General features: G+C 32.8%; 13 protein-coding genes. 3 read left to right on the forward strand and 10 right to left on the reverse strand.

What is annotated here, in order from left to right; translation table 11 throughout:
* The 3 genes from P8V03_RS02345 to P8V03_RS02355 all read right to left on the reverse strand — a co-directional run.
* Positions 1-879: FAD-dependent oxidoreductase (locus P8V03_RS02345; protein ID WP_318796645.1), on the reverse strand; the 879-nt coding region annotated here is incomplete at its 3' end.
* Positions 879-1,769, reverse strand: coding sequence for a sulfide/dihydroorotate dehydrogenase-like FAD/NAD-binding protein (locus tag P8V03_RS02350; protein WP_261671034.1), 891 nt, complete (start codon positions 1,767-1,769; stop codon positions 879-881). The genes P8V03_RS02345 and P8V03_RS02350, both read right to left, overlap by 1 nt.
* 260 nt (positions 1,770-2,029) lie before the next feature.
* Positions 2,030-2,662, reverse strand: coding sequence for a redox-sensing transcriptional repressor Rex (locus P8V03_RS02355; RefSeq protein WP_261671035.1), 633 nt, complete (start codon positions 2,660-2,662; stop codon positions 2,030-2,032).
* A gap of 377 nt (positions 2,663-3,039) precedes the next feature.
* On the opposite strand from P8V03_RS02355, the gene abc-f reads away from it, so the two are divergent.
* On the forward strand, positions 3,040-4,953 hold the full coding sequence (gene abc-f, locus P8V03_RS02360) for a ribosomal protection-like ABC-F family protein (protein WP_318796646.1): 1,914 nt from the start codon (positions 3,040-3,042) through the stop codon (positions 4,951-4,953).
* A 66-nt stretch (positions 4,954-5,019) separates the two neighbouring features.
* Here abc-f and P8V03_RS02365 read toward each other — a convergent pair whose 3' ends face one another.
* The 5 genes from P8V03_RS02365 to P8V03_RS02385 form a co-directional block, all read right to left on the reverse strand.
* Positions 5,020-5,595 (reverse strand): response regulator, encoded by a 576-nt coding sequence (locus P8V03_RS02365; RefSeq protein ID WP_318796648.1) that lies wholly within the window; start codon positions 5,593-5,595, stop codon positions 5,020-5,022.
* Between the two features lie 125 nt (positions 5,596-5,720).
* Positions 5,721-6,011, reverse strand: a complete 291-nt coding sequence (locus P8V03_RS02370; protein WP_318796649.1) for a thiamine-binding protein — start codon at positions 6,009-6,011, stop codon at positions 5,721-5,723.
* A 76-nt stretch (positions 6,012-6,087) separates the two neighbouring features.
* Positions 6,088-6,492, reverse strand: coding sequence for a bacteriohemerythrin (locus P8V03_RS02375; protein ID WP_261671039.1), 405 nt, complete (start codon positions 6,490-6,492; stop codon positions 6,088-6,090).
* Between the two features lie 79 nt (positions 6,493-6,571).
* Positions 6,572-7,345 (reverse strand): LytR/AlgR family response regulator transcription factor, encoded by a 774-nt coding sequence (locus P8V03_RS02380; RefSeq protein ID WP_318796650.1) that lies wholly within the window; start codon positions 7,343-7,345, stop codon positions 6,572-6,574.
* Positions 7,346-8,980: a LytS/YhcK type 5TM receptor domain-containing protein gene (locus P8V03_RS02385; protein WP_318796651.1), complete on the reverse strand. Its 1,635-nt coding sequence runs from the start codon at positions 8,978-8,980 to the stop codon at positions 7,346-7,348.
* 281 nt (positions 8,981-9,261) lie between these two features.
* Here P8V03_RS02385 and P8V03_RS02390 point away from each other — a divergent pair, with 281 nt between their 5' ends.
* Together P8V03_RS02390 and P8V03_RS02395 are read left to right on the forward strand one after the other, a co-directional pair.
* The gene (locus P8V03_RS02390; protein WP_318796653.1) at positions 9,262-11,055 is read left to right on the forward strand and encodes a carbon starvation CstA family protein; all 1,794 of its coding nucleotides are present in this window, start codon (positions 9,262-9,264) and stop codon (positions 11,053-11,055) included.
* Positions 11,056-11,289: 234 nt separating this feature from the next.
* On the forward strand, positions 11,290-13,071 hold the full coding sequence (locus P8V03_RS02395; RefSeq protein WP_261671043.1) for a carbon starvation CstA family protein: 1,782 nt from the start codon (positions 11,290-11,292) through the stop codon (positions 13,069-13,071).
* Positions 13,072-13,129: 58 nt separating this feature from the next.
* Here P8V03_RS02395 and P8V03_RS02400 read toward each other — a convergent pair whose 3' ends face one another.
* Positions 13,130-16,051 carry an insulinase family protein gene (locus tag P8V03_RS02400; RefSeq protein WP_318796654.1) on the reverse strand — a complete coding sequence of 974 codons (2,922 nt, stop codon included), beginning with the start codon at positions 16,049-16,051 and terminating at the stop codon, positions 13,130-13,132.
* A 130-nt stretch (positions 16,052-16,181) separates the two neighbouring features.
* Positions 16,182-16,994 carry a pyrroline-5-carboxylate reductase gene (proC, locus tag P8V03_RS02405; RefSeq protein WP_318796656.1) on the reverse strand — a complete coding sequence of 271 codons (813 nt, stop codon included), beginning with the start codon at positions 16,992-16,994 and terminating at the stop codon, positions 16,182-16,184.
* Positions 16,995-17,075: the final 81 nt, after the last annotated feature.

A 17,075-nucleotide genomic window follows, 5' to 3' on the forward strand; every position in this document is an offset into this window, starting at 1 on the left:
GTCCATAGCAACGTTTCCGCCTCCAACTACTGCTACCTTTGTGCCAACCTTTATAGGTGTATCGAAATCTTCCTTAAAGGCTTTCATTAGGTTATTTCTTGTTAAGAACTCGTTAGCAGAGAATACTCCATTTAGGTTTTCTCCTGGTATTCCCATAAACTTAGGAAGTCCAGCTCCTGATCCTATAAATATAGCATCAAAATTTTCTTCTTCCATTAACTGATCTATTGTAACAGTTCTTCCTACGATTACGTTTGTCTCTATTTTAACGCCAAGCTTTTTAACGTTTTCAACTTCATGCTTAACTACTGTATCCTTTGGAAGTCTGAATTCTGGTATTCCATAAACTAAAACTCCGCCTGCTTCGTGTAATGCTTCAAATATAGTTACATCATAACCAAGCTTAGCTAAGTCTCCTGCACAAGTTAATCCTGCAGGACCACTTCCTATAACAGCAACTTTCTTTCCATTGCTTGGCTTTCTTTCTGATAAATCCACATTATTCTCTCTTGACCAGTCAGCTACAAATCTTTCAAGCTTACCTATAGCTACTGCCTCACCTTTTATTCCAAGTACACATACACCTTCGCATTGGCTTTCTTGCGGACATACTCTTCCACATACTGCTGGAAGTGCACTTGATTTAGCTATAACCTTAGCAGCCTCTTCAAAGTTTCCTTCTTTAACCTGCTGTATAAATTCTGGTATATGTATAGATACAGGGCAATCCCCTACACATTTAGGATTTTTACAATTTAAACATCTAGCAGCTTCTTGGATAGCTTCTTCTTTTGTATATCCTAAACAAACTTCTTCAAAGTTAGTTGCTCTTACCTTTGCATCCTGTTCTTGTATTGGCGTTCTCTTCATTCTATCCATTACTTGTCACCTCCGCAGCCACAGCCTTTTCTATGGTGAGTATCTCCTTCTTCTTGTCTAAGAAGTTTTTTGCCTTCTTCTGTTTTGTACATAGCTTGTCTTCTCATTGACTCATCGAAATCTACTAGATGTCCATCAAATTCTGGTCCATCTACACAAGCAAACTTAACTTCTCCACCTACAGAAACTCTGCAAGCTCCGCACATTCCTGTTCCATCTACCATTATAGGATTTAAGCTTACAACTGTATGTATTCCATATTCCTTTGTAAGCTTAGCTACGAATTTCATCATTATCATAGGTCCTATAGCAATTACATGGTCATATTTCTTTCCTTCATTATCTATAAGCTCTTTTAATAAGTTTGTAACTAATCCTTTATATCCATAACTTCCGTCATCTGTTGCTACGTATAAGTTACCACATACAGCTTTCATTTCTTCTTCAAGTAGTACGTATTCCTTTGACTTAGCTCCAACGATTACATCTACATCTACACCGTTTTCATGAAGCCACTTAACCTGTGGATATACTGGTGCTGCACCAACTCCACCTGCTATAAATATCATTTTTTGTTTCTTTAAGTCTTCTATATTTTCATGTACAAACTCTGAAGGTTGTCCAAGTGGTCCTACAAAATCTGTAAAGCTTTCGCCTACTTCATATTTAGCCATTTTTTGTGTTGATCCACCAAGAGTTTGATACACTATAGTAACTGAGCCTTTCTCAGCATCATAGTCACAGATTGTAAGAGGTACTCTCTCACCTTTTTCATCAGTTTTTACTATAACAAATTGTCCTGGTAAACAAGACTTTGCAACTCTTTTAGCCTCAATATCCATTAAGAATATATTCGGCGCAAGCTCTCTTTTGCTCAAAATTTTATACATTTTGGTTCCTCCCCGAAATGAAAGTTTTAATTTTAATTACTCCTAAACCCTGTTACTATTATAACACATTAAAACAAAAATTGCACAACTAATCATCATTTTCTATAAATTTTTAATAGTATACAAGTTTATAGAATTATATTTTAATAATAAAATATAATTCCGTCACATATACTAGTCCTATATGACAAAGCATACTCATATTACAACAAATTTAAACAAAAAAATAACTGAAGCATAACTTCAATTATTTTCATATGTTACTCTATATCAGTTAACAAGCAACTTAAAGTAAGTAAACTATCACTTAGATGAACATTTTCAACCTTTACATCCTCTGGTACCACAAGGTCAACATATGCAAAATTCCAAATTCCTTTAACACCATTTTTCACTAAAGTATCACAAACCTTTTGTGCATTATTACTTGGAACACATATAATTCCTATATCTATTGGGTTTTCCTTTAAAAAGTCTGATAGAAAATCTATATCTTTTATTTCTACATCCCTTATTCTAAGTCCGATAACCTTTGGATTTACATCGAAAATAGCCTCAAGACTGAATCCAAGTTTTTCAAATCTAGTATAATTTGCAATAGCCTGACCTATATTTCCTGCACCTATTATTGCTGTTTTATATACCTTTGTCAGCCCAAGTATATTGCTTATTTGTCCATGTAACTCTCTTACATTATAGCCATAACCTTGCTGTCCAAAGTCACCGAAACAGTTTAAATCTTGTCTTATCTGGGAAGCTGTAAAGCCTATTTTTTCACTTAATTCCTTTGAAGATATTCTATCTACATCATTGTTCATTAATTCTCCTAAATATCTGTGGTACTTAGGTAATCTCTTTATAACTGCCATTGAAATATTCTTTTTCTTCTCCATACCGCACCTCTTATATATATTTTAAAAAGCTATATTTTAAAAAGCTATATTTTAAACTAATCACTTTGTCTATATTTTATCATTTTATAATAATTTTGTCCTACTTTTTATAGTATTATTTAAATATATAATATGTCAATAATATATTTTTTATTACTTTCTTTTTCTTTGCGCTATTAGCAAAATTTTTTATGTTCTTTCACTTATTTTTTTACATTTTTTAGCCTTGATTGTAACTTTTTGTTTTGCTTGTAAAGTGAAATTAATATCATATAAACTGAGCTTGTACTAAATTATTCCAAGATAAATTCTTAAATTCCACTACAAAAAATTTCTCTTACATAGTAAAATATTAATGATTAAGGAAGGTGAAACTTATGATAATTTTAGGTTGTAAAGATATAAAAAAAAGTTATGGAATAGATGTTATCTTGGAAAACTTGACCTTTAATATAAATGAAGGGGAAAAAGTAGGCTTAATAGGTCCAAATGGCGCTGGTAAATCTACTCTTTTTAAAATCATTACCAATCAAATGGAACAAGATACTGGAGATTTATTTATAGATAAAAATAAAACCGTAGGCTACCTAGCACAGCATTTATCTCTTGATTCTTCAAGCACAATATATGATGAACTACTACTTGTATTTCAAGATCTATTGAACTTAGAAAACAAATTAAAAAAACTAGAAAATTTAATGAACGAACCCTATGATCCTGAAAAAGAAGATTATCACAACAAATTAATTAAAGATTATACTACTTGCTCTGAACTATACACAAATAGAGGAGGGTATACTTATAAAGCTGAAATAGGCAAAGTCTTAAAAGGATTAGGTTTTTCTGAAGATGATTACAATAAGGCCATAAGTATTCTGAGCGGAGGTCAGAAAACTAGAATAGCTCTATGTAAGCTGCTTTTAACCAAGCCAGATATTCTTCTATTAGATGAGCCTACAAATCACTTGGATTTAGATGCTATAGAATGGTTAGAAGAATACTTAAAAGCATACAAAGGTACAATCTTGATTATATCTCACGATAGATATTTCTTAGATGCAATTACTTCTAAAACATTAGAACTTATAAACGGACATGTTAACTGCTACAATGGCAATTACACTACCTACTTGGACTTAAAAGAAAAAAATTATGAAATCCAATTAAAGGCTTACAATATTCAACAATCTGAACTGAAAAGACAGGAAGAAATAATAGAGAGATACCGTTCCTTCAACAGAGAAAAGAGTGTAAGAGCTGCTGAAAGCAGACAAAAGGCCTTAGATAAAATTGAAAGGATAAAGGCACCGGATAAGGAAAGGAAAATTAAAAATGTAGTCTTTGAAACTCAGATAAAAAGCGGAAACGATGTTTTACATGTAGAAAACCTTAGTAAAAGCTTTGGAGATAAAGTTCTTTTTAATAATCTAGATATAGATATTAAAAAAGGAGAAAAAACAGCTCTTATAGGTGAAAATGGTAGAGGTAAAACAACTTTATTTAAAATAATAATGGATGACATAGAGCCTAATACGGGGATAAGCGTACTTGGTAAAAATGTTTTTATAGGATATTATGATCAGGAACAATCCAACTTGACTTCAGAAAAAACAGTAATTGATGAGGTCTGGGACGACTTTCCAGAATTAACTACTACTGAAATTAGAAATGCCCTTGCTTCTTTCCTCTTTACAGGAGATGATGTATTTAAAAAAATTTCAGCCTTAAGCGGTGGAGAGAAATGTAGAATTAATCTCTTAAAGCTCATTCTTTCAAAGTCAAACTTTTTATTAATGGATGAGCCTACAAACCATCTTGATATAGTTTCCCGTGAAGCCTTGGAGAATGCAATCTTAGGGTATGATGGTACTGTTCTCGTAATATCTCATGATAGATACTTTTTAAATAAAGTTGTCGACAAAATCTATGAATTAGATATAGATGGTGTTAAAGAGTATCTGGGTAATTATAGTTATTATGTTGAGAAGAAAAAAAACCCACTTAGGTATCAAGAGGAAGAGGAAGCTGCTGGCAAAACTAAGACTCAGATACAAAATGAGAAGAGAAAGAAAAGAGAACTAGAAAAAGCGGAGAAAGAAAAAAAATCTAAAGTTAAAAACTTAGAAACAGAAATTTCAAACTTAGAAGAGTTAATAACAAAACTTCAAGATGAGCTTTGTCTAGAAGAAGTTTATTCGAGTCCCGAAAAAAGTGAGAATGTAAATAAGCAATTAGCAGACGCCCAAACTAAGTTAGATGAACTTTATGAGCAGTGGGAAACTCTTATTTAGTTAAAAGTTAAAAAACCTTGAAGCAATTCATACTTCAAGGTTTTTTAGTATAATGAAAAATTTTTCTTATTTTAGTTTTTGTCCACAGAAAGGGCAGAATAAAAAGTTAGCAACTTCTTCCGTAAACTTTCCACCACAGTAAGGGCAGAATAAAAATTTATTAGGTAATTTGACGTTTGTTTCTTCGTTCAATACTAAAGCAGTTTTTTCATTTTTATTCTCTTTTAAGTTTTCTCTAGTTAATCCTTTAAAATCTTTTTCTATATTCTTATACTCATCATGTCTACTATAAAACTTGTCCAAGGCTTCATCCAAAATCTCTGATAACTTAGATCTGGTTACTGGTGTATGAATAACCTCATCTACCTTACTTTGGATAAAATCTTGAAGTTTTATAGAATCACAGGATGAAAGTAAACATAGAATACCCGGATAGTTGTTCTTTATATTATTAATTAACCTATCTCCTCTGTTATCTTTCATTATTAAATTCACTATTATTATATCTGGCTGAAAAACTTTTATCTGAATAAATGTATCATATTCATTGGTGACTTGTACATTATATCCAATATCGCTTAAAAAATCTTTCATTATCATACTTTCAAATCTGCAATCATTTACTACAAGAACTCTTTTCATGGTTTCACCACCACATAACAATCTAATCTGATTTTAACCCATTAACTACTATTTTTCAACGGATTTTATACATATTTAATTAAAGGATCATTGAATATTTTATATTTTATAAATATATTCTACTATTATCCTCTATACTTACCTACTTTTTCTTCCATAGTAACTCCCTCTGGTTTATAATCTATCTTTACTACAGACACCACCCTTACAGCACCATTATCTACGCATATCTGTTGTGCTATTTTAACTATATCCAAGAGCTTATCAATATCTCCTTCCATTGTGGTTTCCATTGCTCCTACTTCATACTTTACACCGGTTGAATCTATATATTCTATTACCTTATCAACCACTCCATATAATTCTTCTTCACCTACAACAGGTAACACCTGTAAACTTACATTAGCAACCACCATTTAATTCTCCTCCTTAAATATACTACTATAGCATTCCTTCATGTATTAAACCTTAAACCGTAAGCTGAATATATAGTTATAGCTTATCTCTTAGAAACTCACCTAGCCTGCTGTCTATATCTGAAATATGTGTTACAAATCCCTCTGCAAAAAATTCATTTGCCTCCATCAGTTTTGTAAAAGGTATAAAACCTCCTTTAAATGCACTATCTAAAGCTTGGAGTTTTAACATAAAAATATTATGTCTTTCTTTATGTACTTCATATTCTGGATAACTATATGTAACCATATAGTCCTCTTCACTTTTAAAGTGCTCCTCAAGAGAACCCTTTAAAACTCTAAATATCTCTAATATCCTATCCTTATTCTTTCCATTCATACATTCACTATAAAATTCTTCCACAATTTCAAATATCCTTCTGTGCTGTTCATCAATATCCTCAACATGTATTAGCAACCTATCCGTGAATAAATTCGCCATAATCTTATTATTCCTCCTAATTTGTAAGCCTATAGATATGAACTATATTATCTTCATTAAAACCTACTGTCAACGATATTTAGATTTCAAGCAGCTCCTTTAACTTTTTAACATTATTACGGCTTATAGGCACTTCTGATTTTTCATTATCATTCATTACTAATTTATAAGTACCGTTGAACCAAGAATACATCTCTCTAATGTTATCCATATTCACTAAATAACTTCTATGGGCTCTAAAAAAGTTAGTTTTTTCCTCTATTTGATGAAGAGTATATCCTACTAAGTATTGTTCAGCTTTAGTCTTAATATAGGTCTTTTCATCCTCAATAAAACAAAAATATATATCCTTTACATCTACTAATATAATTTTACCTTTTCTTTCACAGGGTATCTTTTTTACTAATTTCTCTACTCTATCTATTTTGTTTATTATTTCATTTATTATATTTGGAATGTTATCCTGATCCACTTTTTTAACGTTGAGTTTGCTAATAAGCCTATCTATTGTTACTGCTATTCTTTTATCGTCAAAAGGTTTTAGAATATAATCTAAGGCATCTACTTCAAAAGCTTTTATAGCATGTTCCTCATAAGCAGTTACAAAAATCACCTCAATAGAGTTATCAAACCTTTTTACTTCTTCTGCTAATTTTATACCGTTCTGAAGCGGCATATTTATATCTAAGAAAACAGCATTAGGTTTCTTTTCTTTAATAAGCTCTAACCCTTTTTGTCCATCGTGTGCAACTCCTTCCACATGAATAAAATCATACTGAGATATAATAAATTTAAGTTCCTCTGCCGCTGGCAGCTCATCTTCAACAATAATTACCCTTAATTTATTAACCAATTACTTACCCTCCTTTGGTAATGAAAAACTAACCTTTGTTCCTTTATTTAAGGCTGTAACTATTTTTACTTCATATCTTTCCCCATATAAAAGTTTTAGTCTCTCATTTACATTTTTGAGGCCTATGCCTGGCCATTCATTTATAACTTCTTTTAATTTTTCTTCACTCATTCCAACTCCTGTATCCTCAACAGAAATTGATATATCTTGTTTCACATAACATGCCTTGACATAAACACTCCCTCCTTCTGGCTTAGGGAGTATTCCATGTTTAATAGAATTCTCTATAATTGGCTGCAACACAAAAGATGGTATTATTATATTCATCATATCCTCTGGTATATCCACAATTAGCTGAAGTCTTTCTCCAAACCTTGCCTTTTCAATGGATAAATAAGATTGGATAAATTCAAGTTCATCTTTAAGAGCAACAAAATCCTCTTGCTTTTTTAGTGTTTGTCTAAAATAATTAGAAAGATCTATTATTAGCTCTCTTGCTCTAGTAGGGCTAGTTCTACAAAATGATGCTATTGTATTTAATGCATTAAATAAGAAATGAGGTTCTATTTGCGCTCTTAACGCTTTAAATTTTGCCGTTGACGCCTCCTGAGCTAACTTATTCAACTTATATAGCTCTAATTGAGTAGATAGCAACTCACTTAATGCTTTTGCGAACTCCCAAAAATATAAGTCTATATTCTTCTCTGACTTTACCCTTAATCCTATTAGACCTTCAAACTTATCACCAGATACTAAAAAAGGTGTACAAACAAATAATGCTTGTCTATTATGATTATTGACCTTAATAACCCTATAGTTAGGCAGTTTATAATAACTATATAAATTTTCCTTTAAGGCTTCTTCGTTTACTTCCTCTCCATAGTATGCAAGAAGGCCAGTTTTATCTCCTATAAAGACTCCTTTAATATCTGATATTTCATATATAATTTTAGCTACCTCTTCAGCAGTATCCTTGTTTAAACCTTTTCTTATATGTCCCATAGTTCTCTTAGCAATGTTTAGTGCCTTTTGCGCTTGTATCGCTCCAATCCTGTTATAATCATTTCTGGCATTTTGTATTATATTTATGAATATAAGAACTCCAAAAGAATTTATAATAATCATAGGTAGAGATATAAATCCTACCAACTTTACTGCACTTTCTAGTGGCCTAGCAAAAATTAAAAGCATAAGCATCTGCATACACTCTGCAACTATCCCACCTATAAAAGCACTTCTTACGCTAAAAGCGCCATCCTTAGAATATTTCCTAGCTAGAGCTCCTGTAAGCCCCTCAACAACTGCCGCTATACCACAGGCCAAAGCTGTAAACCCTCCCAGCAAGTATCTGTGTGTTCCTGAAATTGCCCCTACAATTACTCCTACTATAGGGCCCCCTACATACCCAGCAACTATTGCTCCAATTGGTCTTGTATTGGCTATTGCATAGGGCTCTAATTCTATACCTGTATAAGTACCTATTATTCCTAACAAACTAAAAAATACAATCATCCCTACTTTGTCTGTAACTGTTAATTCGTCCTTAATTAGATTTTTAAAAATGTGAGATTGATTATATATATATGCTGCTAGGGCAATCAGTGCCATTCGCTCTAGCATTTGTATATAAATCAAATAGCCCTCCCCCTTGTTTTATAATTATAAATATTCTTTATACATTATATTATATAACAAAATAAAAATATTAAAATAATTATATTCTTTTAATGCTAATTAAGGATTAATTTCTGCTGTTCATTGTCGACTTTTACCTATTTAGCATATTTTTGTGTATATACAGATAATAAAATAGTATTATAGTATTCGTAATCGATACCAAAAATCATTTTAATATTTACATTGTTTTTTTAATTACTAAATCTTATACAACAAATATTTTAAAAGGGGGAAATTATATGAATTCTATCATTCTAGTTATTATCGCTGCTCTTGTATTAAGCTTAGGTTACAGACTTTACGGTGCATTCATAGCAGCAAAGGTTCTAGCTTTAGATGAATCTAGAGATGTGCCCGCAAAAGTTCACGAGGATGGTCGAGATTACGTGCCTACAAACAAATGGGTGTTACTAGGACATCACTTCGCTGCTATAGCTGGTGCTGGACCACTTATAGGACCAGTTCTTGCAGCACAATACGGTTACCTTCCAGGCACACTTTGGATTTTAATCGGTGGTGTAGTTGCTGGTGCAGTTCACGATATGATTTTATTGTTTGCATCAGTTAGACATGATGGACAATCCATTGCTGAAATTGCTAAAGCCAATCTAGGCAAAAGAATGGGACTCATAACATCTTTAGCAGTTATATTCATTCTAATAATTACTATGGCAGGACTCGGACTTCCTGTTGTTAACTCACTTTATAACAGCCCTTGGGGCACCTTTACTGTTGGATTTACAATTCCAGTTGCTATGCTTATTGGTATATACCTAAGATTTTTAAGACCTGGTAAGATTGGTGAATCTACAATTATAGGTATGGCATTAATTTTATTCGGTGTTATTGTTGGACCATATATTCAACACACAGCTTTAGCTCCTTACTTAACTTTCAATGCTAAACAGTTATCAATTATACTAGCTATTTACGGTTTCTGTGCAGCAGCTCTTCCAGTATGGCTACTGCTACTTCCTAGAGACTACTTAAGTACATATATGAAACTAGGAGTTATAGGTGCTCTTGCCGTTGGTATAGTAATTGTTCGACCAACAGTTCAGATGCCTGCTGTTACTCAATTTGTCCATGGTGGTGGCCCAATTGTTCCAGGTAAAGTATTTCCATTCCTATTTATAACAATAGCCTGTGGTGCTTTATCAGGTTTCCACGCTCTTATAAGCTCTGGTACAACACCAAAACTCATTGCCAATGAAAAGGATATACTTCCAATAGGTTTTGGCTCAATGGTTATTGAATCTTTTATAGCTTTAATGGCACTAATCGCTGCAACTTGTCTTCCAACTGCCGATTATTTTGCTATAAATTCAGCTCCTGCTTTATTTGCTAAACTTAATATGATTCCAAAGGAATTGCCAATGCTCTCTCAAATGGTTGGAGAAGAGCTTGCTGGAAGACCTGGTGGTTCAGTGTCTCTTGCTGTAGGTATGTCTTATATCTTCTACAAAATTCCTGGGTTCAAAGGACTTATGGCTTACTGGTACCATTTCTGCATAATGTTTGAGGCCCTATTTATATTAACTACAATAGATTCTGGTACTAGAATAGGAAGATATCTATTACAGGATTTATTCGGTCAAGCTTACAAACCATTAGCTCGAAAAGATTCCTGGTTTAATATAATATTCTTTAGTGCACTTATGTCCTTTACTTGGGGATACCTGCTATTTACAGGAAATATATCAACGATATGGCCACTTTTTGGTACAGCAAATCAGACCCTTGCAACTATAGCCTTTGCAATAAGTACAACAGTACTGATTAAAATGGGTAAACAAAAATATGCTCCTATAACTATAATTCCTATGACTTTCGTTGCTATAACAACTTTAACGGCTATCGTTACTAATATATTCTCAAATTATTTACCAAAACATCAAAATCTACTAGCAGGTCTTTCCGGAGTACTTATAATAATGATGATTATAATTATTGTGGAGAGTATAAAGGTTTGGATTAAAGAACTTAGCAATCAATCTTCAAATAAAATTAAAAATAGTAACCAAGCCGTTTAGCAAACAAATCTATCCTTTTAGTTAATTTCTAACAATTAAAATTTCCCCCTATACTTTGGCAGAAAGTATAGGGGGGATTTTTTATAACTGCTAAACGGAATAGCTATTTAACCATTCACCCCCTTTTTTTACCTAATCACCCAATAAATATATTTTACTACCTTCAAAAGTAATATTATTATTATAGTAAGAATTATTAGAATATTCTACTTAATAACTAAAGGGGGGTTTTTTATGAATTCAATAGTTCTTGTAATAATAGCTGCTCTTGTCTTAATTTTAGGTTACAGACTTTATGGTGCATTTATAGCAGCAAAGGTATTGGTTACTGATGAAACTAGAGAAGTTCCATCGAAAGTTCATGAGGATGGTCGAGATTACGTACCTACAAACAAATGGGTACTCCTTGGTCACCACTTCGCAGCTATAGCTGGTGCTGGACCACTGATAGGACCAGTCCTTGCAGCACAATACGGTTACCTTCCAGGTACACTTTGGATTTTAATCGGTGGTGTTTTTGCTGGTGCTGTTCACGATATGGTTTTATTGTTTGCTTCTGTTAGACAGGATGGACAATCCATAGCTGAAATCGCTAGAGCAAATTTTGGTGCAAAAATGGGCTTTGTTACATCAATTGCAGTTCTATTTATATTAATAATTGCAATGGCTGGTCTTGGACTTCCAGTTGTTAACTCACTTTATAACAGTCCTTGGGGTACCTTCACCGTTGGATTCACTATCCCAGTTGCTATACTAATTGGATTATACTTAAAATTCTTAAGACCTGGTAAAATTGCTGAAGCTACTGTAATTGGTATGGCTCTTATACTACTAGGCGTTATACTAGGACCATTTATTCAACATACTGCCTTAGCTCCATTTTTAACCTTTAATGCTAAACAAATGTCAATTATACTAGCATTATACGGTTTTTGTGCAGCAGCCCTTCCTGTATGGCTACTACTACTTCCTAGAGACTATTTAAGCACATACATGAAGCTTGGTGTTGTAGGTTTCTTAGCTATTGGTATATTGATTGTTAGACCAGTTGTTCAAATGCCAGCTGTAACTAGTTTTATACATGGTGGCGGACCTGTTATCCCTGGTAAAGTATTCCCGTTCCTATTTATAACAATAGCCTGCGGTGCTTTATCCGGCTTCCATGCATTAATAAGTTCTGGTACGACTCCTAAATTAATTTCAAGCGAAAAAGATATACTTCCAATAGGTTTTGGTGCTATGCTTTTGGAATGCTTCGTAGGAATGATGGCATTAATTGCAGCAACTTGTCTTCCAACTGCTGATTATTTTGCTATAAACTCAACTCCTGCTGTATTTGCTAAGCTTGGCATGGTTCCTAGTGAACTTCCAATGCTTTCACAAATGGTTGGTGAGAACCTTGCCGGTAGACCTGGTGGAGCGGTATCTCTTGCTGTAGGTATGTCCTATGTATTCTATAAGATTCCAGGACTTGAACATTTAATGTCCTACTGGTATCACTTCTGTATAATGTTTGAAGCGTTATTTATATTGACTACAATAGACGCTGGTACTAGAATAGGAAGATATCTTCTTCAAGATTTATGCGGAAAGTTTTATAAACCTTTTGAAAATAAAAATTCAGTATTTAACATGGTACTCTTTAGTGCATTAATTTCCTTTAGTTGGGGCTATCTATTGTATACCGGAAACGTATCAACTATATGGCCTCTATTTGGAACAGCAAACCAAATGCTTGCAGCTATAGCCTTTGCTATAGGCACTACAGTTATAATAAGGCATAGCAAACCTATATACGGCCTTATTACTGCAATACCAATGGTTATCATAACTATAATAACTGTAGATGCAGCATTACTAAATATATTCCAAAATTACCTACCACAAGGTAAGATGCTTCTAGCAGTGCTTTCCTTCGTGCTGATAATTATGGTTTTATTTATAATAATAGAAAGCGTAAGAGCATGGATAAAAGACTTGAAGAATATGAATTCCTCTGGTAGCCACGCTATTTAACTTATTAAAAAGAGAAATCCACAATGTGAATATAAAAAGATTCACATTGTGGATTTTTTTACTCGAATAATGTTACTAATTCATTAAAGAGTTCTTTATTTTCTTTGATTCTATCTTCATTTCCTAATACACATAGGTAATTTTGTTTCATTACATCTGAAACTAGGTCTCCGAATTTGCGTATATCTTCAACCTTAGTGGCTAATATCTCTTCTCTTTCTCTTTGTATATCTTCATGTGTAAAATGTTTTATATAGTTTTCAGCTGCACGTTCACCTTTCATTGAAGGAGTTAACGGAAAATCTAAATCTGATATAGTTCCAATAATATACTTAGTCATCTGTCTATCATCTGCCTCAAATTTCTTGAAGTAATCCCCTGCTTCTTGGTAAATCTTTAGTGTATTATCTAAGTTTGGATCACGGTAAGAAGTAAAGAAGGTATTACCGTTTCTTTGGAAGGAAGAAAAACTACCGTATGCTCCTCCCTGTACACGTACTCTATTCCATAGATAATCATAGTTTGCTATAGCTCTTAGAACCTGAAGACTTCCATTATAAGAATATCCTAACTTCATAAAGTTATAAGCTTTAGCAACATACTGAACCTTTCCCGAGGTCATTAACCCTTCATTTTTGGCTTCAAATTTGAATTTATATTCTGTTGGTTTTATATATTCATTTCCCAGCTCACTGTATAATGATCCAAAGTTTTTATTAAATTCCTCGTAGTCTTTTTCTTCAAGAGTAACACTTAAAAGCAAGTTATTTTTATTGAAAATAACTTTAGACACTTCTTGTAGGTTTTTAACTAATTCTTCTACCCTATCGTCAAAGTTTTTTTCTAATTCTACAATAAACTTATAGAAAGACAACCCACTGAGTATATCCTCATACCTGCCTATTGGTGAAAAATATGAGAATAGGTGATTTGCCGCTACTACATGGCCTCTATCAAAAATTATCATCTCCATACGTGATTTTGTTTCCTGGATTATTTCTTTTAAGCGTTTATGTTCATCAAATCTAGTATGGCTAATTATTTCACCTAGTAACTGTGATAGCTTTGATATATTTTCTAATAGAACCTTAGACCTTATTACAAACTTAGGGTAAAACTTCTCAGCATCACCAGTCTCATAATAAGCCTGAGCAGTATGTCTTATACCACCAGTGTTAATATTAATTTCTTTAGCTAAGTCCTCATAATTATATTTTTCAGTGCTTACTTTACCCATTATAGTACTTAATAGTGATATATAAGGTATTTGTTCTTCGTTAACTCCCTGTGTATCAAAGTACATATTTACATAGGCTATTCCATTAGTAAATACAGAGTGGTGAAGTATCTTTATTCCCTGCTCCTCTTTCTCCTCTAAAGGTAATCTCTTTGCCTTAGGATCAATATCCTTTATTGATAATAGTGGTATCTTTGTTAACTCCTCCGGAGAATCAGAAGTAGTCTGTCTTTTTTCTAGCAGCTTAGTATTATTTATAATTTCTTCAATTTCCTTATCACTTAAACTTTTTCTATATTCTTCTAACCTTTTCTTTAAATCTGCTTCTTTCTTTTCTGCTAATCCCTTTGCAGGTTTTACAATAAGAACTGAACTATGATTATTATCAAGTAAATACTTTTCTATCATACTTTCAAAGTAATTTGTAGTTAAAGCAGTTTTTATCTTCTTTAGTATATTTTCAAAAGCTAAATGCTCCCAAGGCTTTTCATCATAAAGCCAGCTATCCATAGCCTTCATGCTATATATAAGTCCTGTAGGATATCCATGATAGTCAGCTTCCCTTAGTTTGAATTCCTTTATATTTATAGAAGCTTCTATGAGCTTTTTATCTATACCTTCTTTAACAAGCTTAGTTAGAGTTTCTGTAACGATACTCTTAAACTTATCTTTTTCTTTTTCATTTGAACTTTTTACAACAATACTGAACATAGGCTGAAGCATACCACCTTCAAAAGACCCAAAAACATCCTTACCTATATTCGCATCGATTAACGCCTTCTTAAGTGGTGATGATGGTGTCTCTAGTAAAAGATGTTCAAGAATATCAAAGGCTAAGTACAATTCATCATCTGTTGCTTTACCAACTGCAAAGTTCATACTTAAAAATGTCTTATCTTCTTCCTTTTCAGTACTAGATATAGGATATTCTATAATTACCTCTCTCTGCTTTTCAAAAGGTTTTTGAATGTTTAATTGAGAATCCACCTGAATCCTTTCAAAATTATTTAGATACTCTTCATCTATAAACTTTAATTTTTCTGATATATCTATATTACCGTACAGATATATATAACTATTAGATGGGTGATAGTATCTTTTGTGAAAATCTAGAAACTGCTGCTGCGTTAACTCTGGTATAACATCAGGATCTCCACCGGATTCAACTCCATATTGAGTATCTGGGAAAAGTGATTCTGATATTTTTCTAAACAGTATTGATTCTGGAGATGAGAAAGCTCCCTTCATTTCGTTATAAACCACACCCTTATAGGTAAGTTCTCCATCCTTATCCTGCAAATCATAATGCCATCCTTCCTGCATCATAATCTCTGGATACTTATATATGTTTGGATAGAAAACAGCATCTAAATATACATCCATCAAATTTTTGAAGTCCTTGTCATTCGTGCTTGCTACTGGATACATAGTTTTATCCGGGAACGTAAAAGCATTTAAAAAAGTATTTAAAGAACCTTTTACTAGCTCTACAAAGGGTTCCTTCACAGGAAACTTTCTTGATCCACAAAGTACAGAGTGCTCTAGTATATGCGGTACCCCTGTACTATCTGTAGGCGGTGTTCTAAAGCTTATAGAAAACACCTTGTTATCATCATCATTCTTTAAGTAAAATAGTTTAGCTCCTGTTTTCTCATGTTCAAACAACATACCTGTAGAATTAATTTCATCAATATTGTTCTCTTCTAATAATTTAAACCCGTTATAAATATTCCCTAGTTCCATTACTCTGCCCCTTTCAAAGACTTAATGTTATTAATTTCAAATCTTACTATATATTCTAATTTATTATGAACCTACTTTTTTTTATTTTTTCCTTTTGAATTGAAATATATTAAAGATATTCAGCTTTTCTTTATTTATTTTTAGACATATCAATTATCTTTTCAGTGCATTTCTCCATAGCCTCTATAATAGTTCCCTTAAAATTATTTTTCTCAAGACTATATACTGAAGCTATAGTAGTTCCTCCAGGAGAACAAACCTTATCTCTCAATACAGCTGGATGCTCCCCTGTTTCTAATACCATTTTTGCTGAACCTAGTACAGCCTGAGCCGCTAACTTATATGCTTGATCCCAAGTCAACCCTCTCAGAACACCGCCTTCTGCTAAAGCTTCGATAAACATATACACATAGGCAGGGGATGAGCCACTTACAGCAGGAATTACATCCATAAGTTTTTCATCTATTATCTGAACCTTTCCAAAGCTCTCCAGAATTTTAATAACCTGTTCCAACTCCTCTTTGCATATCTCATCATTATGGCATACTGCTGTCATGCCCTCGCCTACAAGTGCAGGAGTATTTGGCATTGTTCTAACAACTTTTATCTTTTTATCAAAGAAAACTTCCATATCCTTAGTACTTATTCCTGGTGCCATTGTTACTATGATAACTTCATCTTTTATAGCTTCTTTTATTTCTTCTGCCACAATTTCGTATTTTTCTGGTTTTACTGCTAAAAACAATATATCAGAAAACTGAGCCAGTTCTTTATTATCATCAGTAGCTCTGATACCATATTTCTCTTTTATCTTTCTTAACTGTTCCTCACGAACACCACTAGCAGCAACATTATCACAATTTACTAATTTAGATCTTATTATTCCTCCTATAATAGCCTGAGCCATATTTCCACAGCCTAAAAATCCTACTTTCTTATCCAAATTTACCACTCTCCATATTTCTTAAGTTAAGATATATCACTTAGGAATTTACTACTTTTTCTTTTACTGCTACTAGACATT

The sequence above is a fragment of the Clostridium tanneri genome, assembly GCF_033659955.1.
GTDB lineage: Bacteria > Bacillota > Clostridia > Clostridiales > Clostridiaceae > Clostridium_AM > Clostridium_AM tanneri.